General features: G+C 72.9%; 15 protein-coding genes. 5 read left to right on the top strand and 10 right to left on the bottom strand.

Going from position 1 to position 19,793, the window contains the following annotated elements:
• Window positions 1-8 precede the first annotated feature (8 nt).
• The gene (locus ACZ7MF_RS31340; RefSeq protein ID WP_471481633.1) at window positions 9-755 is read left to right on the top strand and encodes a sirohydrochlorin chelatase; all 747 of its coding nucleotides are present in this window, start codon (window positions 9-11) and stop codon (window positions 753-755) included.
• A gap of 44 nt (window positions 756-799) precedes the next feature.
• Here ACZ7MF_RS31340 and ACZ7MF_RS31335 read toward each other — a convergent pair whose 3' ends face one another.
• A complete protein-coding gene (locus ACZ7MF_RS31335; protein ID WP_471481632.1) occupies window positions 800-1,348 on the bottom strand; it encodes a DUF1697 domain-containing protein in 549 nt (182 codons plus the stop codon).
• Between the two features lie 349 nt (window positions 1,349-1,697).
• On the opposite strand from ACZ7MF_RS31335, the gene ACZ7MF_RS31330 reads away from it, so the two are divergent.
• Window positions 1,698-3,962 carry an MMPL family transporter gene (locus tag ACZ7MF_RS31330; RefSeq protein WP_471481631.1) on the top strand — a complete coding sequence of 755 codons (2,265 nt, stop codon included), beginning with the start codon at window positions 1,698-1,700 and terminating at the stop codon, window positions 3,960-3,962.
• An 80-nt stretch (window positions 3,963-4,042) separates the two neighbouring features.
• On the opposite strand, the gene ACZ7MF_RS31325 is transcribed toward ACZ7MF_RS31330, so the two are convergent.
• The 5 genes from ACZ7MF_RS31325 to ACZ7MF_RS31305 form a co-directional block, all read right to left on the bottom strand.
• Entirely contained in the window at window positions 4,043-5,299 is a 1,257-nt protein-coding gene (locus tag ACZ7MF_RS31325; protein ID WP_471481630.1) for a glycosyltransferase, read from the bottom strand.
• Window positions 5,296-6,078, bottom strand: coding sequence for a 23S rRNA (adenine(2058)-N(6))-methyltransferase Erm(O) (gene erm(O) / locus ACZ7MF_RS31320; protein WP_471481629.1), 783 nt, complete (start codon window positions 6,076-6,078; stop codon window positions 5,296-5,298). The genes ACZ7MF_RS31325 and erm(O) overlap by 4 nt, the downstream gene beginning before the upstream one ends.
• A 309-nt stretch (window positions 6,079-6,387) precedes the next feature.
• A complete protein-coding gene (locus ACZ7MF_RS31315) occupies window positions 6,388-7,680 on the bottom strand; it encodes an ABC transporter substrate-binding protein (protein ID WP_471481628.1) in 1,293 nt (430 codons plus the stop codon).
• Window positions 7,680-8,513, bottom strand: coding sequence for a carbohydrate ABC transporter permease (locus tag ACZ7MF_RS31310; protein WP_471481627.1), 834 nt, complete (start codon window positions 8,511-8,513; stop codon window positions 7,680-7,682). The genes ACZ7MF_RS31315 and ACZ7MF_RS31310 overlap by 1 nt, the downstream gene beginning before the upstream one ends.
• On the bottom strand, window positions 8,510-9,457 hold the full coding sequence (locus ACZ7MF_RS31305; RefSeq protein WP_471481626.1) for a carbohydrate ABC transporter permease: 948 nt from the start codon (window positions 9,455-9,457) through the stop codon (window positions 8,510-8,512). Before ACZ7MF_RS31305 ends, ACZ7MF_RS31310 begins: the two co-directional genes overlap by 4 nt.
• Before the next feature lie 161 nt (window positions 9,458-9,618).
• Between ACZ7MF_RS31305 and ACZ7MF_RS31300 the strand changes: the two genes are divergently transcribed.
• Entirely contained in the window at window positions 9,619-10,485 is an 867-nt protein-coding gene (locus tag ACZ7MF_RS31300) for a phosphotransferase enzyme family protein (RefSeq protein WP_471481625.1), read from the top strand.
• 51 nt (window positions 10,486-10,536) lie between these two features.
• Here the strand turns inward: ACZ7MF_RS31300 and ACZ7MF_RS31295 are convergent, their stop codons facing one another.
• Together ACZ7MF_RS31295 and ACZ7MF_RS31290 are read right to left on the bottom strand one after the other, a co-directional pair.
• A complete protein-coding gene (locus ACZ7MF_RS31295; RefSeq protein WP_471481624.1) occupies window positions 10,537-11,271 on the bottom strand; it encodes an exonuclease domain-containing protein in 735 nt (244 codons plus the stop codon).
• Window positions 11,272-11,385: 114 nt separating this feature from the next.
• On the bottom strand, window positions 11,386-12,633 hold the full coding sequence (locus ACZ7MF_RS31290; RefSeq protein WP_356857005.1) for an SAV2148 family HEPN domain-containing protein: 1,248 nt from the start codon (window positions 12,631-12,633) through the stop codon (window positions 11,386-11,388).
• 365 nt (window positions 12,634-12,998) lie between these two features.
• Between ACZ7MF_RS31290 and glgX the strand changes: the two genes are divergently transcribed.
• Together glgX and treY are read left to right on the top strand one after the other, a co-directional pair.
• A complete protein-coding gene (gene glgX / locus ACZ7MF_RS31285; RefSeq protein ID WP_471481623.1) occupies window positions 12,999-15,107 on the top strand; it encodes a glycogen debranching protein GlgX in 2,109 nt (702 codons plus the stop codon).
• A 68-nt stretch (window positions 15,108-15,175) separates the two neighbouring features.
• Window positions 15,176-17,596: a malto-oligosyltrehalose synthase gene (gene treY / locus ACZ7MF_RS31280; RefSeq protein WP_471481622.1), complete on the top strand. Its 2,421-nt coding sequence runs from the start codon at window positions 15,176-15,178 to the stop codon at window positions 17,594-17,596.
• Window positions 17,597-17,603: 7 nt separating this feature from the next.
• On the opposite strand, the gene ACZ7MF_RS31275 is transcribed toward treY, so the two are convergent.
• Window positions 17,604-18,929, bottom strand: coding sequence for a M14 family zinc carboxypeptidase (locus tag ACZ7MF_RS31275; RefSeq protein WP_471481621.1), 1,326 nt, complete (start codon window positions 18,927-18,929; stop codon window positions 17,604-17,606).
• Window positions 18,930-19,146: 217 nt separating this feature from the next.
• Window positions 19,147-19,698, bottom strand: coding sequence for an FHA domain-containing protein (locus tag ACZ7MF_RS31270; RefSeq protein WP_471481620.1), 552 nt, complete (start codon window positions 19,696-19,698; stop codon window positions 19,147-19,149).
• Window positions 19,699-19,793: the final 95 nt, after the last annotated feature.

Genomic DNA, 19,793 nt, shown 5'->3' with positions numbered 1-19,793 from the left:
GGTACGCCATGTCCGCGCCGGTCCGCCCCGTCCTCCTGGTCGTCGCTCACGGCAGCCGCGACCCGCGGCACGCCGCGACCGTGCACGCCCTGGTCCGCCGGGTGCGGGCGCTGCGCCCGGACGTGCGGGTGGAGACCGGCTTCCTGGACTTCAACGTCCCCTCCGTGCAGGGCGTCCTCGAGTCCCTGGAGACGGAGGGAGTGCGGGACGTGGTGGCCCTGCCGCTGCTGCTGACCCGCGCCTTCCACGCCAAGGCGGACATCCCCGCGGTCCTGGCGGCGGCGCCGCCGCGGCTGAGGATCCGGCAGGCCGAGGTGCTCGGCCCCTCACCGCTGCTGCTGTCGGCGCTGGAGCGGCGCCTGTACGAGGCGGGCCTGACGCCCGCCGACAAGTCCTCGACCGGGGTCGTGCTGGCCTCGGCGGGGTCCTCCGACCCGGAGGCGATCGCAGTGATCGCTGAAATCGCGCGGGAGTGGCGGCTCACCGGTTGGTGCGCCGTGCGGCCTGCGTTCGCCTCCGCATCCCTTCCGCGCACCGAGGACGCGGTGCGGCAGTTGCGCGAGCTCGGCTGTGCGCGCGTCGCCGTCGCCCCGTACGTCCTGGCGCCGGGCTTCCTGCCGGACCGCATCGCGCGGGGCGCGGCCGGGGCGGACGTGCTGGCGGACGTCCTGGGTCCCGCACCGGAGGTGGCGCGGGTCCTGCTGGAGCGGTACGACGCGGCGCGGGTGCCGGTGGCGCTGGCGGTCGGGGCCTGAGGTCGACGAACCGTCGGGGCCCGTCAGGGTGCGGCGGGGGTGCGTCAGGGGTGCGTCAGCTCCACGAGCTTGGTGACCGTGTTCCAGTTGCGGCTGGTGGCGATCAGCCCCTTGTTGACGCGGGGCCTGGCGAGGGCTTCGGCGAGCTTGGAGCGGCCCAGCCCGTCCGGCGCGTAGAGGTACAGGGCGCGGTCGCCGAGGCGGAACTCCTCGGGGTGGAAGGCCGGTGCGTCGATCGCCGCGAAGCGGTCCGCGTCGACCGGTGCGGAGAAGTAGGTGACGTGCAGCTGCTTGGCCTCCAGTTCGGCGGCCGGGAAGGGGCACGCCTCGACGACCGAGCTCAGGTAGGCGTGGTCGCGCACGATCACGTCCACCGGGAAGCCGAACCGCTTCTCGATCGCCTCCGCCAGCTCCGCGGCCAGGGAGTCCTCGTCGCCGTGGGCCGAGGCGAAGACGGCCTGTCCGCTCTGCAGGTGGGTGCGTACGGCGTCGTGGCCGAGGGAGGTCAGCAGCGTGCGCAGGTCGGCCATCGGGACCTTCCGGCTGCCGCCCACGTTGATCCCGCGCAGCAGCGCCGCGTACATCGTCGTCATCGGCACACCATAGAACGGCCGTCGTGCCCCGTGGGGGTGGGCACGACGGCCTGGTCCGCGCGGGGCGGACGTGCGCGCCACTCTCGCCGATGCGGTGTGCGGGGTTCAACAGCTACACGCACCTGTGACTTAATCAACAACTCTTCGGAAAGTCCTCGCTGTCCGGCACCCCCGGTAGATGTAAGGGGCGGGGATCCTCCTCAGCGGTGAGGGCGGCGATACGGAGGGATGAGACGACGCCGCCGCACGTCACCGAGGAGCACGACGCGACGGCCTTACGCGGCCCATACCTTCGAAACGCAAGGTGGCGGCAGGGGGCCGGCACCGCTCATGAGGGGGCAGGCCGGTCATGCGGAACCGAGAGACACGGGTGCGGGGCATAGCCGCCCGGGCGGGCGGCTGGAGTGCCCGGCACCGATGGGCCGCCGTCGGGATCTGGGTGTTGTTCGTCGTCCTGGCGATGGGGCTCGGTTCGGCGGCCGGCCGGGTCGACGTCAAGGACAGCGACCAGATGGGCGGCGAGACGCACACCGCCGCCCGGATCGTCGAGGACGCCGGGATCGACGAGCCGGCCAGTGAGACGGTCCTGATCCAGGCCAGGTCCGGTGAGGTGAAGGCCACGGACGCCGAGTTCCGGGCCGCGGTCGGCGCGGTCGTCACGGCGGTGGAGGGCACCGGGAAGGTCACGGGCGTCACCTCGCCCTACGACGCGAAGACGATCTCGAAGGACGGCCGCAGCGCGCTGGTGCAGTTCGACATGCGCGGCGAGGCGGACACCGCGGGCGAGCGGGTCGAGCCGGTGCTGAAGGCGGTCGAGGGGGTCCAGAAGGAGCACGAGTCGCTGCGGATCGAGGAGATCGGCGGCGCCAGCATGATGAAGACGTTCGACGACGCGTTCGGCGACGACTTCAAGAAGGCCGAGTACTCGGCAGTGCCGGTGGCCCTGGGCATCCTGCTCGTCGCCTTCGGCGCGCTGGTGGCGGCGCTGGTCCCGGTGGCGCTGGCGATCACCGCGATCGTGGCGACGATGGGTCTGATGGGCCTGGTCAGCCACTTCCAGCCGATGAGCGAGACCGCCAACTCCGTGATGCTGCTGGTCGGTCTGGCCGTCGGCGTCGACTACTGCCTGTTCTACCTGCGCCGGGAGCGCGAGGAGCGGGCCGCCGGACGGGACGCGCAGACGGCGCTGAGGATCGCCGCCGCCACCAGTGGCCGGGCGATCGTCGTCTCCGGTGTCACGGTGTGCGTGGCGATGGCGGGCATGCTGTTCACCGGCATCGCCGAGTTCGAGGCGATGGGCCTGGCCTCGCTCATGGTGGTCGCGGTCGCCATGGTCGGCTCGGTGACGGTGCTGCCGGCGCTGCTGTCCCTGCTGGGTGAGCGGGTGGAGAAGGGCCGTCTGCCGTTCCTGCGCCGGCGCCGTCCCGGCGGCTCCGCGGGCGAGGGCAGCCGGTTCTGGACGGCCGTGCTGAAGCGGGTCCTGGCCAAGCCGCTGCTGGCGGCGGTGGTGGCCGTGGGCGCGCTGCTGGCCGTGGCCGCGCCCGCCCTGGGCATGAAGACGCAGAACCTCACGCTGGACCAGGAGTTCGGCGACTCGCTGCCCATCGTGCAGACGTACAACCGGGTCAACGAGGCCTTCCCCGGCGGTTCGGACCCGGCCGAGGTGGTCGTGAAGGCGGACGACATCAACGCGCCCGAGGTGCGGGCCGCGCTCGACGACTTCCGGGAACGGGCGATCAGTTCGGGTGCCTCGCGCGGGCCGGTGGACATCACGATGCACGACGAGCAGAACGTCGCGCTGGTGTACGTGCCGCTGGTCGGCGGTTCCGACCAGGACAAGGCGGGCGAGAGCCTGGACAGGCTGCGGGACGACGTGCGGCCGGCGACGCTGGGCAAGGTCGAGGGCGTCGAGGCGCCCATCACCGGTCAGGTGGCGGGCAACAAGGACTTCAACGACCAGCTCGTCGGCTCGGTCCTGCCGGTCTTCGTGTTCGTCGTGGTCTTCGCCTTCCTGCTGATGCTGCTGTCCTTCCGCTCGCTGACGGTCGCGCTCACCTCGATCGTGCTCAACCTGCTGTCGGTGGGCGCGGCGTACGGCATCCTGGTCGCCGTCTTCCAGCACGGCTGGGGCGCCTCGCTGGTGGGCGCGGAGGGCGTGGGCGCCATCATCACGTGGCTGCCGCTGTTCCTCTTCGTGATCCTGTTCGGCCTGTCGATGGACTACCACGTGTTCGTGGTCTCCCGGATCCGCGAGGCGCGGCTGCGCGGGCGTTCCACCCGGGACGCGATCCAGCACGGTGTGGTCACCACGGCCGGGGTCGTCACCAGCGCCGCCGTCATCATGGTCGCGGTGTTCGCCATCTTCGGCACGCTGTCCATGCAGTCGATGAAGCAGATGGGCGTGGGCCTGGCGGCGGCGGTGCTGATCGACGCGACGATCATCCGGGGCGTGCTGCTGCCGGCCGTGATGTCCCTGCTCGGCGAGCGCAACTGGTACCTGCCCAAGTGGCTGCACCGGCTGCCGGACCTCACCCACGACGAGTCGCCCGAGGCGATCGCCTCGCCGGAGCGGGACGGCGAGCGCGGGGAGCGGGGAGAACCGGTCGGCGTCTGACCGGCTCCGGTCTGCACGCCACCACGGCCGAAGGGCCCGTCGGTTCCGGGGGAACCGACGGGCCCTTCTCCGTGTCCGGGTCAGCCCCGCGCGGCGGCCAGTTCGGCCTCGACGAGGTCGGCGGCCCGCCGGGTGCCGCCCTCCTCGGCCATCTGCGCCTGGATCTCCGTCAGGCGCCCCGCCACCTCCGCGTCGTCGACCAGGGCGAGGGCAGCGGTGCGCAGCGCCTCGGCGGTGGCCTCCTCGGTCAGGAGCTTGCGGGCGACGCCGAGGCCCTGGAGCATGTCGGCGTTGCCGAACTGGTCCGCGGCCTGCGGTACGGCGATCATCGGGGTGGCGGTCGCCAGTCCCTCCTGGCTGCCGCCGGCGCCCGCGTGGGTGACGAACAGGTCGGCCTGCTGAAGGATCGCCAACTGCGGCACCCAGGTACGGACTTCCACGTTGTCCGGTACGTCGCCCAGCTCGGCGGGGTCGACGTGCCGGCCGACCTGGAGCACCGTGTGCCAGCCGGGCAGCTCGCCGAAGGCGCGGACGCACTCCCGGTAGAACGCCGGCTGCTTGGTGAAGGCGGACCCGAGGGAGACGAGCGCGACCTTCTCCGCGCCCTCGGGGCGCGTCCAGTCGCCCTCGGCGGTGCGGTCCCCCTGGCAGGCGCCGACGAAGGTGTACGCCTTCTCGTCCACCCGGTCGGCATTGGGCTGGAGCGCCTTGGGGATCAGGACCAGGGAACGGTCCGGGCGGCCGAGGAACGAGTCGGGGTGCTCGGTGATCCCGTCCTCCTCCAGCCAGGCGCGGAAGCGGGCGTAGTACGCCTGCCCGCGCTCGGTCTTCAGCGGCTCCTCCCACATCGGCTCGCCGACCTCCTGCTCGTACCCCTCCCAGCCGACCATGCAGGGCGACAGGGAGATCGCCGGCACGCCCCAGCGGCGGCCCAGGACGCGGGCGGGGTAGGAGGCGATGTCGTGCAGGATCAGGTCCGGTTCGTCGCCCTCGTACGCCTCGGCGAGTTGGGGCAGCGACTGGATCGCGTCGTCGAGGAAGGGCTCCACGTTGTCCAGCAGGGTGCTCCCCCACGCTTCGGGGTCGGCGTCGGGGCCGGGCAGGGTGCTGTTCCACAGCTTGGGTTCGGCGCCCGCCTCGGCGACCTTCTCGGCGAGGAGCGGCGGGATCGCGTACGTCACCCGGTGCCCTCGCGCGACGAGCTCGCGGATCACCTCCAGGCTGGGGTTCACGTGGCCGTAGGCGGCGATGGAGAACATGGCGATGTGCGCGGGGCGACTGGTCATGTCCGCACCGTATGCGAGACGATACGTCTCGTGCAACTTGTTTCCGTTCATGCCGTCAGCTCCTCGTGCAGCCGCAGCCACCGGTCGGGGGCGACCTCGCCGACGAGCACGCCGTGATCCAGTCGTGCGGCCCGGAACGCCGCGTCCACCCGGCGGCGCGGCCGGGCCCGGCGCAGGGACGCGTGCAGCGAGCCGCCGACGCCCGAGAAGCCCAGCTCGACCAGGTCCGCCCAGGTGCGGCGGGCGGCGGCGCCGGTGATCAGCGGGGCGGGGCGGCGTTGGATGCGGAGGATGCCGGCGTCGACGCGCGGCGCCGGGCGGAAGCGGTGGCGGCCCACCCGGCCCACCAGCCGCCAGTCGTGGCGCGGCCAGGTCAGGACCGTGAGCAGGGTCCAGCGGCCGTAGTCGCCGGTGCGCTTGCGGGCGTACTCGAGCTGGGTGAGGAGGGTGGCGTCGGCGAGGCCGGGCGCGGACAGGCACCAGTCGACGATGTCGGCGGTGCGCGAGAACGGCACGTTCCCGGCAACCGAGAAGGGTGTGCGCGGGGGCCGCGCGGCGAGGAAGTCACCGGCGACGACGTGGACGTGCGGGGTGCGCGCGAATCGGGTACGGAGCCCGGGCACGAGCCGGGGGTCGATCTCGTAGGCGTACAGCTCGCGGCTGCGGCGGGCGAGCGGCTCGGTGAGGGCGCCGTTGCCGGCGCCCACTTCGAGCAGGAGGGGCGGGCGCTCCGGGTCGGGGGCGGCGAGCCGCGCGACCCGTTCGGCGGTGGCGCGGTCGGCGAGGAAGTTCTGCGAGAGCGTGCGGGCACGCTGGGTGGGGCGGGCCATGGCCTGCGGTCCTTGTCTTCCGTGACAGGAGGGGAAAAGGGCAGCCGAAGGCCCTGACCGGAAGACGAAGGCAAAAGGGAATGCGGAGGCTCAGCCCCGCCGCGCGCGCGTCGGGCGTGTCGGACGCGTCGAGTGCGTCAGCGGCGGGGGGACCCCGGGCCGGTCAGGGCTCCGGGGCCACGACGCATCCTGATGGAGTACGTGCAGCCCCGGCCGAGACCGGAGTTGAAGATCGCGTTGAAAGCTGCCACGGAGGCGACGCTAGGCGCGCGGGTGCCCGGCGGGCAAACCGTTTTCGCGCGGCGGCCGTCAGCGCTGGTAGCGGGCGAGTACCAGGTTGCCGTCCTCCTCCAGTCTGTGGCGCAGTTCGCCCATGCCGATCGCCCCGCTGTAGTACTCCTGGAGCGCCGGGGTCGCCACCTTGTCCTTCCACTCGGCGTAGCCCCGCACGGACTGCGCGGGCGCCGGGCGCAGGTGGGCGGCGAGCGCGGTGCCGGTGGCCCAGCCGCGCTCGGCCGTGTGCAGGGCGGGGTCCTTCAGGGCCTGCTCCCCGGTGGGCAGCATCCAGTCGCCGAGCGCGAGGCGCACCATGTTTTCCGGCTGGAGGAGGAAGTCGACGAACGCGGCCGCCTCCTTCTTGTGCGGGCTGTCCTCGGCGATGGACAGGGTCTGCGGGCTCACGCCCTGGGCGAGCCCGTCGGCGCCGGCCGGGGCGGGCAGCACCTGCCAGTCGAAGCCCTCGGGTGCCTGCTGCTCGATCTGCTGGCGGTAGGAGAAGCCGAGCGGCACCATCGCGTACTTGCCCGCGAGGAAGCCGGGCAGGGTGTCGGAGCCGCCGCTGCCCAGGGTGGTGGGCGAGGCGCTGCGGTCGGTGTCGACCTGGTCGTGGATGGTGCGGGGCACCACCTGGTCGCCGTCCTCGAAGCGGACGGTCACCTTGCCGTCGGCGCCTCGGTGGAAGAGCTTTCCGCCGGTGGACAGGGAGAGGTTGAGCGTGGCGGACACGGGCTCCTTGAGCGGCCAGGCCACCCCGTAGGTGCCGTCGCCGCTCAGCTCCTTCGTCACCTGCCGGAACTCCGGCCAGGTCCAGGGGTGTTCGGGCGTCGGGATCCGGACCCCGGACTTCTTCAGCAGGGTCGCGTTGGCGATCAGCACCCTCGGCTCCTGGAGGAACGGCACGCCGTAGACGCCGTCGTCGAAGGTGACCGTCTCCCAGCTGCGCTCCGGTATGTCCGACCTCAGCCGCGCGGGCAGCAGATCGGTGAGGTCGGCGAGGTATCCGCCGTAGGCGAAGTCGGCGAGGTCGTCGGAGGCGTCGTGGATGATGTCGGGTGCCTCGCCGCCCTCGAAGGAGGTGAGCAGTTGGTCGTGGACGCTGTCCCAGCTGCCCTGGACGTACTCGACGCGCACGTCCGGGTGGGTGGCGTTCCACTCCCGCACCAGTTCCTTGTTGGCCTTCACCGACTCGTCCTGCCAGGCCAGGGACTGGAAGCGGAGGGTGATCCGCCCGTCGTCCGCCCCGTCGCCGCCGCCCGAGCAGCCCGCGAGCAGCAGGACGGCACAGGCGAACAGGGTGAGGATCCTCGTGGGTGTCCGTGTCATCAGCTCTTCACCGCCCCGGCGAGCATGCCGCCCGTGATCCGCCGCTGGATGAGGGCGAAGACCAGCAGCGAGGGCAGGGTGGCGAGGAAGGCCGCCGCGGCGAGCGGTCCGAGGTCGGCGACGCCCTCGGCGCCGATGAAGTGGGTGAGGATCACGGGCAGGGTCTGTTTCTCCGGGGTCTTCAGCAGCACCAGCGCGAAGAAGAACTCGTTCCACGCGGTGATGAAGGCGAACAGGGCCGTGGCCACGATGCCGGGCGCGAGCAGCGGCGCGGTCACCGAGACCAGGGTCCGCAGGCGTCCGGCGCCGTCGACCGCGGCCGCCTCCTCCAGCTCGCGCGGCACGGCGCGGACGTATCCGGCGAGCATCCACAGCGCGAACGGCAGCGACCAGACGACGTACACCATGACCAGGCCGGGGACGGAGTTGATCAGGCCGAGGTTCTTGAGGACCAGGAACAGCGGGATGATCAGCAGGACGAAGGGGAAGGCCTGGCTCACCACGACCCACCCGGTGGCCGCCTTGGCGAGCCGGCCGCGGCGGCGGGCCATGACGTACGCCATCGGGGTCGCGATCAGCACCGCGATCACGGCGGCGCCGAGCGCGGCGAGCAGGGAGTTGAGCCCGGCGTGCAGCAGCGGCTGCTCGTCGAAGGCCTGCCGGAAGTTGTCGAGGGTGGGGTTCTCCGGGATCCAGGTGGGGTGCAGACTGGCCAGCTCGCGCGGTGGCTTGAACGCGATGGAGATCAGCCAGAGGAACGGGAAGGCCAGGAAGACCAGATAGCCCAGCAGCGCCGCGTACTGGCCCGTGCGGGCCGCGGTGGAGGTCCTCACGCCTCGTCACCTCCCTTGGTTTCGCCCCGGAGCCGGCCGACGAGGAAGACGGCCAGCAGGATCGAGATCACGGCGACCATGACGCAGCCCATCGCCGCCGCGTAGCCGAACTGGCCGTAGCGGAAGGCCTCTTCGTAGGCGAAGAGCATGGGCAGCCGGGTGCGGCCGCCGGGGCCGCCGTTGGTCAGCACGTAGACCAGGGCGAAGGAGTTGAAGTTCCAGATGAGGTTGAGCGCGGTGATGGCGAGCGCGACCGGTCTGAGGGCGGGCCAGGTGACCGTGCGGAAGCGGCGCCAGGCTCCCGCGCCGTCGACCGCGGCCGCCTCGTGCAGCTCGCGCGGGGTGTTCTGGAGGCCGGCGAGCAGGGCGACCGTCGTCTGCGGCATACCGGCCCAGACGCCGACGACGACGACGGCGGGCAGGGCGGTGCCGAGGCCGCTGAGCCAGTCGTGGCCGTTTCCGAGGCCGAGGTCGCGCAGGGTCTCGTTGAGGATGCCCGCGTCCGCGTTGTAGACCAGCCGCCACATGATGCCGACGACGACCTCGGGCATCGCCCAGGGGATGATCGCCAGCGCCCGGGCCAGCCAGCGCAGCCGGAGGTTCTGGTTGAGCAGCAGGGCGAGACCGAGGGCGAGCAGGAACTGCGGCACGGTCACCCCGACGGCCCACACCAGGCCGATCCGGAACGACTCCCAGAAGAGCGTGTCGTGCAGCAGGTCCTGGAAGTTCAGGGCGCCGACCCACTCGGTGGGCTCCGTGCGGCCCGACTGGGCGTCGGTGAACGCCAGCAGGATGCCGTAGAGCAGCGGCCCGACGCTGAGGACCAGGATCGGGATCAGCGCGGGCAGGACCAGGAACCAGGCGCCGTGGTCCGGCGCGCCCCGCGGGGCGTCCGGGCCGGGCGCACGGCGCGCCGGTCGTCTCGGCTCGGTCACCAATGTCACGTAATCAACCCCTATGCGCGGCTCGGACGGGCCTGGTCATGGTCGTGAAGTGACCGCGTCCCGTCAAGGGCCCGGGACATGCCCCCACCTGTGCGAATGGGACACTGACCCACGGATGGCGGGAACCGGCATGAACAGCATGAACACGGAGGCACGAGACGATGGACGAGGCACGGGCGCGGGAGGTGCTGGCCGCGGCGGGGGTGCTGCCCGGCCCGGCGTCCAAGGCGCGGCTGCTGGCCCTCGGCGAGAACGCGGTGTTCGCCGCGGGTGACCTGGCGGTCAAGGTGGGCCGCGACGCGGAACTCCTCGGGCGGGCGCGCCGGGAACTGGCCGTCGCCCTCTGGCTGGAGGAGGCGGGCGTCCCGGCGGTGCGGGCGGCGCAGCCGACGGCCCTGTTCGTCGACGGGCACCCGGTGACGGTGTGGCGGCGGCTGCCCGAACCGGTGCGGCCCACCGAGCCCCGGGACGTGGCCGCGCTGCTCCGGCTCGTCCACGAGCTGGCCCTCCCCTCCTCCTTCGGGCTGCCGCCCCGCGAGCTGCTGGGCGGTGTGGAACGCTGGCTGCGCCTGGCGGGCGACGTGATCGACCCGGCGGACGCCGCCTATCTGCGTGAGCGCCGGGACGGCTTCGCGTCGGCGGCCGCCGCGCTCACCCCGCATCTGACGCCGGGTCCGATCCACGGGGACGCGCTGCCCCGCAATGTGCACGTCGGTCCCGACGGGCCGGTCCTGATCGACCTGGAGACCTTCTCCGCCGACCTGCGCGAGCACGACCTGGTGGTCATGGCGCTGAGCCGGGACCGCTACGGGCTGCCCGCCGAGGCGTACGACGCCTTCACCGCGACCTACGGCTGGGACGTGCGCGAGTGGGACGGCTGCGCGGTGCTGCGCGGCGCCCGGGAGACCGCGAGCTGCGCGTGGGTGGCCCAGCACGCGCCGAGCAACCCCAAGGCGCTGGCCGAGTTCGAACGCAGGGTGGCGTCGCTGCGGGACGGGGACCCCGAGGTGCGCTGGTACCCCTTCTGACCCGGGGTGCGCCGGGCCGGGGCGCGCCGGGCCGGGCGGTGACGGGCCGGGTCAGACCCGCTCGTCGGCCGGTTCCCCGGCCAACTCGCGCAGCGGCCAGGTCCCGTCGACGACGGCCGTGGCGTCGCCCTTGCGGCGCAGGAAGCTCTGGAAGTCCGCCGCCCACTCGGCGTACCACTCGATCTGGCGGCGGTGCAGGTCCGCCGGGCCGAGGGCCGCGACCTTGGGGTGGCGGCCGGCTATCGCGCAGGCGAGCCGGGCCGCGGCGAGGGCGTCGGCCGTGGCGTCGTGGGCGGCGTCGAGCGGGACCCCGTACTCCCGGCAGACCGCTTCCAGGTTGCGCTTGCCCCTGCGGTAGCGGTCGACGGAGCGGTCGATGGTGTACGGGTCGATGACCGGGGCGGGGTCGAGGCCGCCCAGCCGCTCGCGCAGGGACGGCAGCGCGTGGCGCCGCAGTTCGGCGGAGAGCAGGGTGAGGTCGAAGGCCGCGTTGTAGGCGACGACCGGGACGCCCGCCTTCCAGTGGTCCACGAGGACCGTGGCGATGGCGTCCGCGACCTGGTCGGCGGGCCGGCCCTCACGGGCCGCTCGTTCGTTGCTGATGCCGTGCACCGCGACCGCGTCCGCCGGGATCTCCACTCCGGGGTCGGCCAGCCACTCCCGCCGGCCGAGCGGCTCCGAGCCCCTGACCTCGATCACGGCTCCCGTGACGATGCGCGCCTCGCGCGGATCGGTGCCCGTCGTCTCCAGGTCGAAGCCGATCAGCAGCTCCCGGTGCCAGCCCATGGGCGGTCCCCCTTCTTGGTGGTGCGTTCCCCCAGTGGTCTCCACCCTCGCACGGGCCACTGACAATCAGAGGATCGCATTCCGCTTACGCCCGCACCGACCCCGGGCCCGCCTTCACGACACCGGCCTCGAATCCGCCCACATCAGCTCGAATTCCTCACGGTAGGTGGGGAAAAGTCCGACCTCGTCGACGCGGTCCGACTTCACGACCTTTCCCCCGTTGCGCCCGTTGCGCAGGACCAGGACCGGCGCCTCCATGCCCCGGGTGCGGCGCAGGTAGGACTGCACCACCGCGATGCCGTCGGCGCCGTCGCCGTCGACGAGGTAGGCCGTGAAGCGGGGCGTCTCGTCGAAGACCTGGATCTCGAAGGCGCCCGGGTCCCGCAGCCGGGCCCGCACGCGGCGCATGTGCAGGATGTTCATCTCCACGGCGCGGCTCAGCTCGCCCCGCTTGATGCCCAGTTCTCGCTCGCGGCGCTTGATCGCGCTGGAGGCCGGGTTCAGGAAGAGCAGCCGTACCCGGCCGCCGCCCTCGGCCATCCGCAGCAGGCGGCGGCCGGAGAAGTTCTGCACGAGCAGGTTGAGGCCGATACCGAGGGCGTCCACGCGGCGGGCGCTGCCGAACAGGTCCTCGGCCGGGAACTGGCGCAGCAGCCGCACCCGGTCCGAGTGCACGGCGACCACGTCGGCGTAGCGGTCCCCGACCAGGTCCTCCACGGCGTCCACCGGCAGCCGGCGCGCGGACGGCACGTCGCTGCCCGCGCCGAGCACCTCGAGCAGCCGCGCCGAGGCCCGCTCGGCCTGGTTCAGGACCGCCTCGGACAGGGCCCGGTTGCGGGAGACGACGTTGCGGGTGACCTCCAGCTCGTCCAGGGCGAGTTCGACGTCGCGGCGCTCGTCCACGTAGGGCTCGAAGCAGGGCCAGTGCTGCACCATCAGCTCGCGCAGCTGCGGCAGGGTGAGGAAGCTGAGGACGTTGTCGTCGGCCGGGTCGAGCAGGTAGCCCTTGCGCCGACTGACCTCGCGGACCGCGACCGCGCGCTGCACCCACTCCTGGCCGGCGGGTCCGGCGGCGGCGACCACCCAGTCGTCGCCGTGGACCGGTTCGTAGACCGGCCGCAGGACGGCGGCCACGACCGCGCGCAGCCGCTGCTCGACCAGGTTGAGCCAGATGTAGGCCCGGCCCGCCCGCTGCGCACGCGTGCGCACCTCGTGCCAGGCCCCCGCGTCCCAGTCCAGCTCCGGACCGATCGCGCCCGCGTTCATCGGCCGCGCCAGGGACACCGCACCGGGCGGGACGTCCGTGGAGTTCCCCTGGTGACCGTCGTCACCAGGAGGCAGCTCCAGCCCTCCCGAGCCCACCCGAGTACCGCCTTCCGCTCCCCCGGACACTGCCGGGGACACCCCGTCCCAACGATCAAGGAAGGGTACTCCGGTAGCGGTCCGCGGTGCAGCCCGATGGACGGGCCGGTTTTGCCAACCTCCTTGATCCGCAGGCGCGTTCCGCTCGTGCTCACACCGGGGAGTGAGCGGATTCATAGCGGTGACGTGGCCGGGTACCGGAAGGGTGGCCCCGTGCCCGCGTTGAGGGCCGAGCCGAGGGAACGCCTCCCGGGTGGGTAGGAGGACGTGAGTGCTAGGTGGTCGCCTCACTTTCGGGGAGACTTCCGGGGGACTCGGAGCCAAGGCGTCCGCACCGGCGCCCCACACCTGAAAGAGTCGTGTTCATGCAGGTCTGGCCTGGAGAGGCGTATCCACTGGGTGCCACGTACGACGGCGCCGGCACCAACTTCGCGGTCTTCACGGAGGCCGCCGACCGAGTAGAGCTGTGTCTGCTGCACGACGACGGTTCGGAGACGGCGGTCGAGCTGCGGGAGAGCGATGCCTTCGTGCGGCACGCGTACGTGCCGGGCGTGATGCCGGGGCAGCGGTACGGGTACCGCGTGCACGGCCCGTACGCCCCGGAGCGCGGACTGCGCTGCAACAGCGCCAAGCTGCTCCTCGATCCGTACGCACGTGCGATCAGCGGGGAGGTCCAGTGGGGCGAGGAGGTGTACGGCTACCACTTCGGCGCACCCGAACGGCGCAACGACCTCGACTCGGCCCCGCACACCATGACGTCGGTCGTGGTCAACCCGTACTTCGACTGGGGCGACGACCGCCGCCCCCGGACGGAGTACCACCACACGGTGATCTACGAGGCCCATGTGAAGGGCCTGACCATGCGCCACCCGGGTCTGCCGGAGGAGCTGCGCGGCACCTACGCGGCCCTCGCGCACCCGGCGCTCATCGAGCACCTCACGGGGCTCGGGGTGACCGCGCTGGAGCTGATGCCGGTCCATCAGTTCGTCAACGACCACCGGCTGGTGGACATGGGGCTCAACAACTACTGGGGCTACAACACGGTCGGCTTCTTCGCCCCGCACAACGCCTACGCCTCCTGGGGCGACCGCGGCCAGCAGGTGCTGGAGTTCAAGTCGGCGGTCAAGGCGCTGCACGAGGCCGGGATCGAGGTGATCCTGGACGTGGTCTACAACCACACCGCCGAGGGCAACCACCTGGGCCCGACGCTGTCCTTCAAGGGGCTGGACAACCCCTCGTACTACCGGCTGGCCGACGATCCGCGCTACTACACGGACACCACGGGGACCGGGAACTCGCTGCTCATGCGGTCCCCGCACGTACTCCAGATGATCATGGACTCGCTGCGGTACTGGGTCACCGAGATGCACGTCGACGGGTTCCGCTTCGACCTCGCGGCCACCCTGGCCCGGCAGTTCCACGAGGTGGACCGGCTGTCGTCGTTCTTCGACCTGGTGCAGCAGGACCCCGTGGTCTCGCAGGTGAAGCTGATCGCCGAGCCCTGGGACGTGGGCGAGGGCGGCTACCAGGTGGGCAACTTCCCGCCCTTGTGGACCGAGTGGAACGGCAAGTACCGGGACACGGTGCGGGACCTGTGGCGCGGCGAGCCGCGCACGCTGGCGGAGTTCGCGTCCCGGCTGACCGGGTCGTCCGACCTCTACCAGGACGACGGGCGCCGCCCGCTGGCCTCGATCAACTTCGTGACCTGCCACGACGGCTTCACCCTGCACGACATGGTGGCCTACAACGACAAGCACAACCACGCCAACGGCGAGGACAACCGGGACGGCGAGAGCCACAACCGCTCCTGGAACTGCGGCGTCGAGGGCGACACCGACGATCCCGCGGTGCTGGAGCTGCGGGCGCGGCAGATGCGCAACTTCGCCGCGACGCTGCTGCTGTCCCAGGGCGTCCCGATGCTCAGCCACGGGGACGAGTTCGCCCGCACCCAGCGGGGCAACAACAACGCCTACTGCCAGGACAACGAGCTGGCGTGGGTGGCCTGGCCCGAGGACGACCACGATCTCCTGGAGTTCACCCGCGCGATGGTGTGGCTGCGCAAGGACCACCCGGTCTTCCGCAGGCGCCGCTTCTTCCACGGGCGCCCGGTGCAGGGCACCCACGACGAGCTGTCGGACATCGCCTGGTTCACGCCGGAGGGCGCGGAGATGACCCAGCGGGACTGGAACTCGGCACGGGCCTCCGCGCTCACGGTGTTCCTGAACGGCAACGCGATCTCCGAGCCCGGCACCCGCGGGGAACGCATCGCCGACGATTCGTTCCTGCTGATGTTCAACGCCGCGCCGAGGCCGCTGGACTTCGTGGTGCCGGTCGACCACGGCCGGCAGTGGGAGGTGGTCGTCGACACCGCCCTGACGGCCGGGGTGCCCGCGGGCACGGGCCCGAAGGTGCAGGCCGGGGACCGGCTGACCCTGGTGGACCGGAGCCTGACGGTGCTGCAGCGGCCGGTGTAGGGGTCTCGCGCGGCACCCGTGCGGGGGACGGTGACAGGAATGGCGGCGGGGCGGGTACGTAGGGTTCCATGACACCTGAGCGACCCAGCCCCGCCTCCCCCGCCTCCGTCCCCTCGGCGACCTACCGGCTCCAGCTGCAGCCGTCCTTCCCGTTCAAGGCCGCGGCGGCGGCCGTGCCGTATCTGGCCTCGCTCGGCGTGTCGCACCTGCACCTGTCCCCCGTCCTGGAGGCGGTCCCGGGCTCGCTCCACGGCTACGACGTCGTCGACCACGCGCGCGTGCGTGCGGAACTGGGCGGCGAGGAGGGGCTGCGGGCGCTGTCGCGCACCGCGCGGGAGCACGGTCTGGGCCTGGTGGTGGACATCGTGCCCAACCACATGGCGATGTCGCCGCGCCACAACCACGCCCTGTGGGAGGTGCTGCGCGAGGGGCCGGAGTCGCCGTACGCGCGGTGGTTCGACATCGACTGGCAGGCACAGGACGGCCGGCTGCTGCTGCCGGTGCTGGGCGCCCCGGTCGGCGAGGTGCTGGACGACCTCCGGGTCGACGGCGACGTGCTGCGCTACCACGAGCACGCCTTCCCGCTGCGGGAGGGCACCGCGGACCTGCCGCTGCCACGGCTCCTGGACGCGCAGTGGTACCGCCCGGTGTGGTGGCGGCTGGCCCGCACCGAGCTGAACTACCGGCGCTTCTTCAGCATCTCGGAGCTGATCGGCGTGCGCGTCGAGGACCCGGAGGTGTTCGAGGCGACGCACGGCACGATCCTGCGGCTGCTGCACGAGGGCGTGGTCGACGGACTGCGCGTCGACCATCCCGACGGCCTCGCCGACCCCGACGCGTACCTGGAGCGGCTGCACCGGGCGAGCGACGGCCGGTGGACGGTGGTGGAGAAGATCCTCGCGGACGGGGAGCGGCTGCCCGCCGCCTGGCCCGTCGCGGGCACGACCGGCTACGACGCCCTGCGGCACGTCGACGGGCTGTTCACGGACCCCGCCGGGTACGGGCAGCTGCTCGACGAGTACCGCCGGTTCGCCGCCCCGCGGGGGGACCTGGGCGGGGACTGGGCGACGACGGTGCGGCGGGCGGCGTACGAGGTGCTCACGCACGAGCTGGCCACCGAGCTGGACCGGCTGACCCGGGTGGCGCACCGCCTGTGCACCACCGCGCCGGACCCGGCGCTGCGCGACCGGGCGCCCTGGGCGCTGCGCACGGCGCTGGTGGAGCTGCTGGTGCGGCTGGAGGTGTACCGGCCGTACACCCCGGTGGACGCGGCGACGGTCGTCACCGAGGAGGCGGCGGCCGGGGCCCGGCTCGCCTTCACGGTGCCCGAGGAGGCCGGCGCGGTGGACGTCGTACGGGGCCTGGTGCTGGGGCGCTACGGGGACGGTCCCGACCACGTGGAGTTCCGGACGCGGTTCGCGCAGACCGCGTCGGCGCTGCGCGCCAAGTCCGTCGAGGACACGGCCTTCTACCGCTGGGTGCCGCTGCTGTCGGCGACCGAGGTGGGCGGCGACCCGGGCCGTCCGGCCGTGTCGCTGCCGGAGTTCCACGCCTACTGCGCGCGCGTGCAGCGCGACTGGCCCGCCACGGGCACGGTCGTGTCGACCCATGACACCAAGCGCAGCGCCGACGTGCGCGCCGCGCTGGCGGTGCTCACCCAGTGCCCCGAGCGGTGGGCGGACGTCCTGACCGGGGCCACCGGGGCCACCGGCACGGACGGGGGCCCGCCGGACGGGCAGCTGGCGTGGGCGGCCTGGCAGACGGTGTTCGGTCTGGGCCCGGCGGACCGGGAACGCGTACGGGAGGCGCTGCTGAAGCACGTGCGCGAGGCGGGCACGCACACCACCTGGACGGAGCAGGACCCCTCGTACGAGGAGGCGGTGGCCCGGTTCGTGGCCGCGGGTCCTGGCGGCGCGCCGGGCGCGCGGGTGACCGCCCTGCGCGAGGCGCTCGCGCCGCACATCCGGGCCAACGTCCTCGGCACGGCCCTGGTCCACCTGACGATGCCGGGCGTACCGGACCTCTACCAGGGCACCGAGCACGAGTACCTGGCCCTGGTGGACCCGGACAACCGCCGCGCGGTGGACTTCCCCGCCGCCGGGGACGAGGGCTGGGCCGGGGGCGCCGGACCGAAGGCGGCCGTGACGCGGGCGGCGCTGGCGCTGCGGGCCCGGCGGCCCGGCGTCTTCGGCGACACGGGAACGTACGAGCCGCTGCCCGCCGAGGGCCCGGCGGCGGCACACTGCGTGGCGTTCGTCCGTTCCGGTCGGGCCGTGACCGCCGTGACCCGGCTGTCGCTGCGGCTGGCGGAGGCGGGAGGCTGGCGCGGCACGACGCTGCCGCTGCCGCCCGGCAGATGGGCCGACGCGCTGGCGCCCGGACGGGAGTTCGCGGGCCACGCGCGCGTGGCGGACCTTTTCGCGGACCGGCCGGTGGCGCTCCTGGAACGGGTGGAGGCGGCGGCCGGAACACGGGGGGACGGAGTCTGATCGCGGGTCAGTCGCGGTGCATCGGCACCGCGGCCTCGGATCCCCGGCCGGGCTCGCCCGGGCGGGCGCCCGCACCGGTACGCCGTCCGGCCAGTTCGAACGCGGCGAGCACGACCCGGGTCTGGTACTCCACCTGGCGCCCGACCGGTATCCAGTGCGCCCCGCAGCCGTCGCGGTAGTCGGCGCAGCCCTCGTCGACGAGCCGGTCGAGCTCGGACAGGACGCCTGCCGGATCGCCCCCGGTGCGGGTGACCAGCTGGTGCAGCAGTCCCGCGGTGCGCAGCGACAGGCGGCGTCCGGCCAGCCGCAGCGCCACGAGGTGGGACGTGTTCATCGGCGGCAGTGAGCGGCCCGTCCCGTCGTCGGTGTCGGGGTCCCACTCGTCGGCCAGCCGGGGGCAGACCAGCAGGTAGTCGTCGACCGGTGCCAGCAGGTGCGCCGCCTCGGGCACGGCGGCGAGGTGGGGCCTGAGCCGGGCGAGGACGCGGCGCAGCCGGAGGGTGTCGTGGCGCAGGGTGCGGCTCACGGTGCGCAGCACCCCGTCGCGGTCGACCGGGGGCGAGTCGTCCGCCACGGCCGCCACGCCCCACATGGGCGCCTCGACGACGGCGGTGACGGTGCCGTGGCGCCGGGGGTGGCACCACGTCGAGTCCACGGCGGCCTCGGTGATGGCGGCGGTGAGGTCGCCGCGGCGGGGCGGCGGGATGCGGTAGACGGCGGGTCCGAGGTCGGGCCAGTACAGGGTGTCGTAGGCGCCGAGTTCGCGGGGTATGCCGAGCCGGGCCGCGGTGTGGGAGATGCGCTGGGCGAGGCCCGGCAGCTCGTGGGTCAGCTCGACGAAGCCGCCGCCGACGTCCACGCCGTGCAGGGAGCACTGCAGGAAGGGCCGCAGTTCGTCCTGGAGCGCGAGCAGGGTGCGGGTCTCGGGCAGCGTGGCGCGGTCCGGGCCGTCGGGCAGCCACTCGGGCTGCTCCAGGAAGCCGGGGCGGAAGAAGTTCCGGGCGTAGCGGCCGAGGGTGTAGGGGCCGGTGAGCCAGCCCTCGTTGCGGCGCAGGCCGTCGGGGTCGATGCAGAGCAGCAGGTTCCAGGTGGCGTCGGCGCCCTCGGTGAGCCGGGGGTCGGCCACGGCCCGCTCGGCCAGCCGCAGGGCGGTGGCGCCGCCCACGGGCTCGTTGGCGTGCGGCCCGCCGACGACGAGGACCTGGCGGCTGCCGTGGCCGACGGAGAGCAGCAGCAGCGGGCTGCCCGCGCGGGAGGTGCCGACGCGGCGCAGCCGGGCGTGTCGGGGGTACCGGGCGACGAGTGCGGCGGCCCGGGCGCCCAGCTCGTCCACGGTCGGGTAGCGCAGGAGGGGCGGCAGGGCACACCTCCACGAAGCGAGCCGTCGATTCACCTGGTGTGCGCGGTGTACGCACAGTCAGTCACGACTTGCGGGGTACGTCAACACCGTGAAAAGCAAAGCGGTTTGAGCCACGGAGACGGTCACGACTGCGAGTGAAGCGCAGGCCATGGATCTACCCGGAGGGCCGCTGCCGGGTCGCCGGGTCGCGTCAGTTCGCGGCGAGGCGGAAGGACATTCCGCCGAAGCCGATCTGATCGCCCTCGCGGACGACGGCCGCGCCGATGACCCGCCGCCCGTTGACCGTGGTGCCGTTCGTGGAGCCCAGGTCGCGCAGGACCCACATGCCGCCCTGAAGGATGAGTTCCGCGTGCACCCGGGAGACCGTCTCGTGGCTCAGCCGCAGTCCGCTGGCCGGATCACGCCCTATGCGCAGCGGATGTCCGGCGCCGGGATGGGGCAGCAGCAGCTTGGGCAGGCGCTCGGCCCGCCACGCCCGGCCGAGTCGTACGCCGAATCCGGACACCGCCTCGACGGTGCCGAACACCAGCCGGGACAGCCGGCTCTCGGTGGGCAGGTCGGCGGTGAGCACGGCCAGCTCCTCCAGGCGGCGGGCGGCGAGCGCCAGCTCCATCCGGCGGATGTACGTGTCGTGCGACAGGCGCCCCATGGCGACGCCGTCCCGGAGCACGCTCAGCGCCTTGTCGCGCTCCGCGTCGGACAACCGCGCGGGGTACGTGGGGAACTCGAAGGACGACGTCACGCAGCTGATTGTCGGTCAGCGGAGCCGGAGTGTCCAGAAGACGGGAAAACGGCACCCGCCCGGCGCGCGGGCGTCACGACACCCGCCGCGAGCGA

The sequence above is a fragment of the Streptomyces sp. NPDC111628 genome (assembly GCF_055635195.1).
The sequence above is the reverse complement of the archived record's forward strand: the minus strand, read 5'-3'. Positions and strand labels throughout refer to the sequence as shown.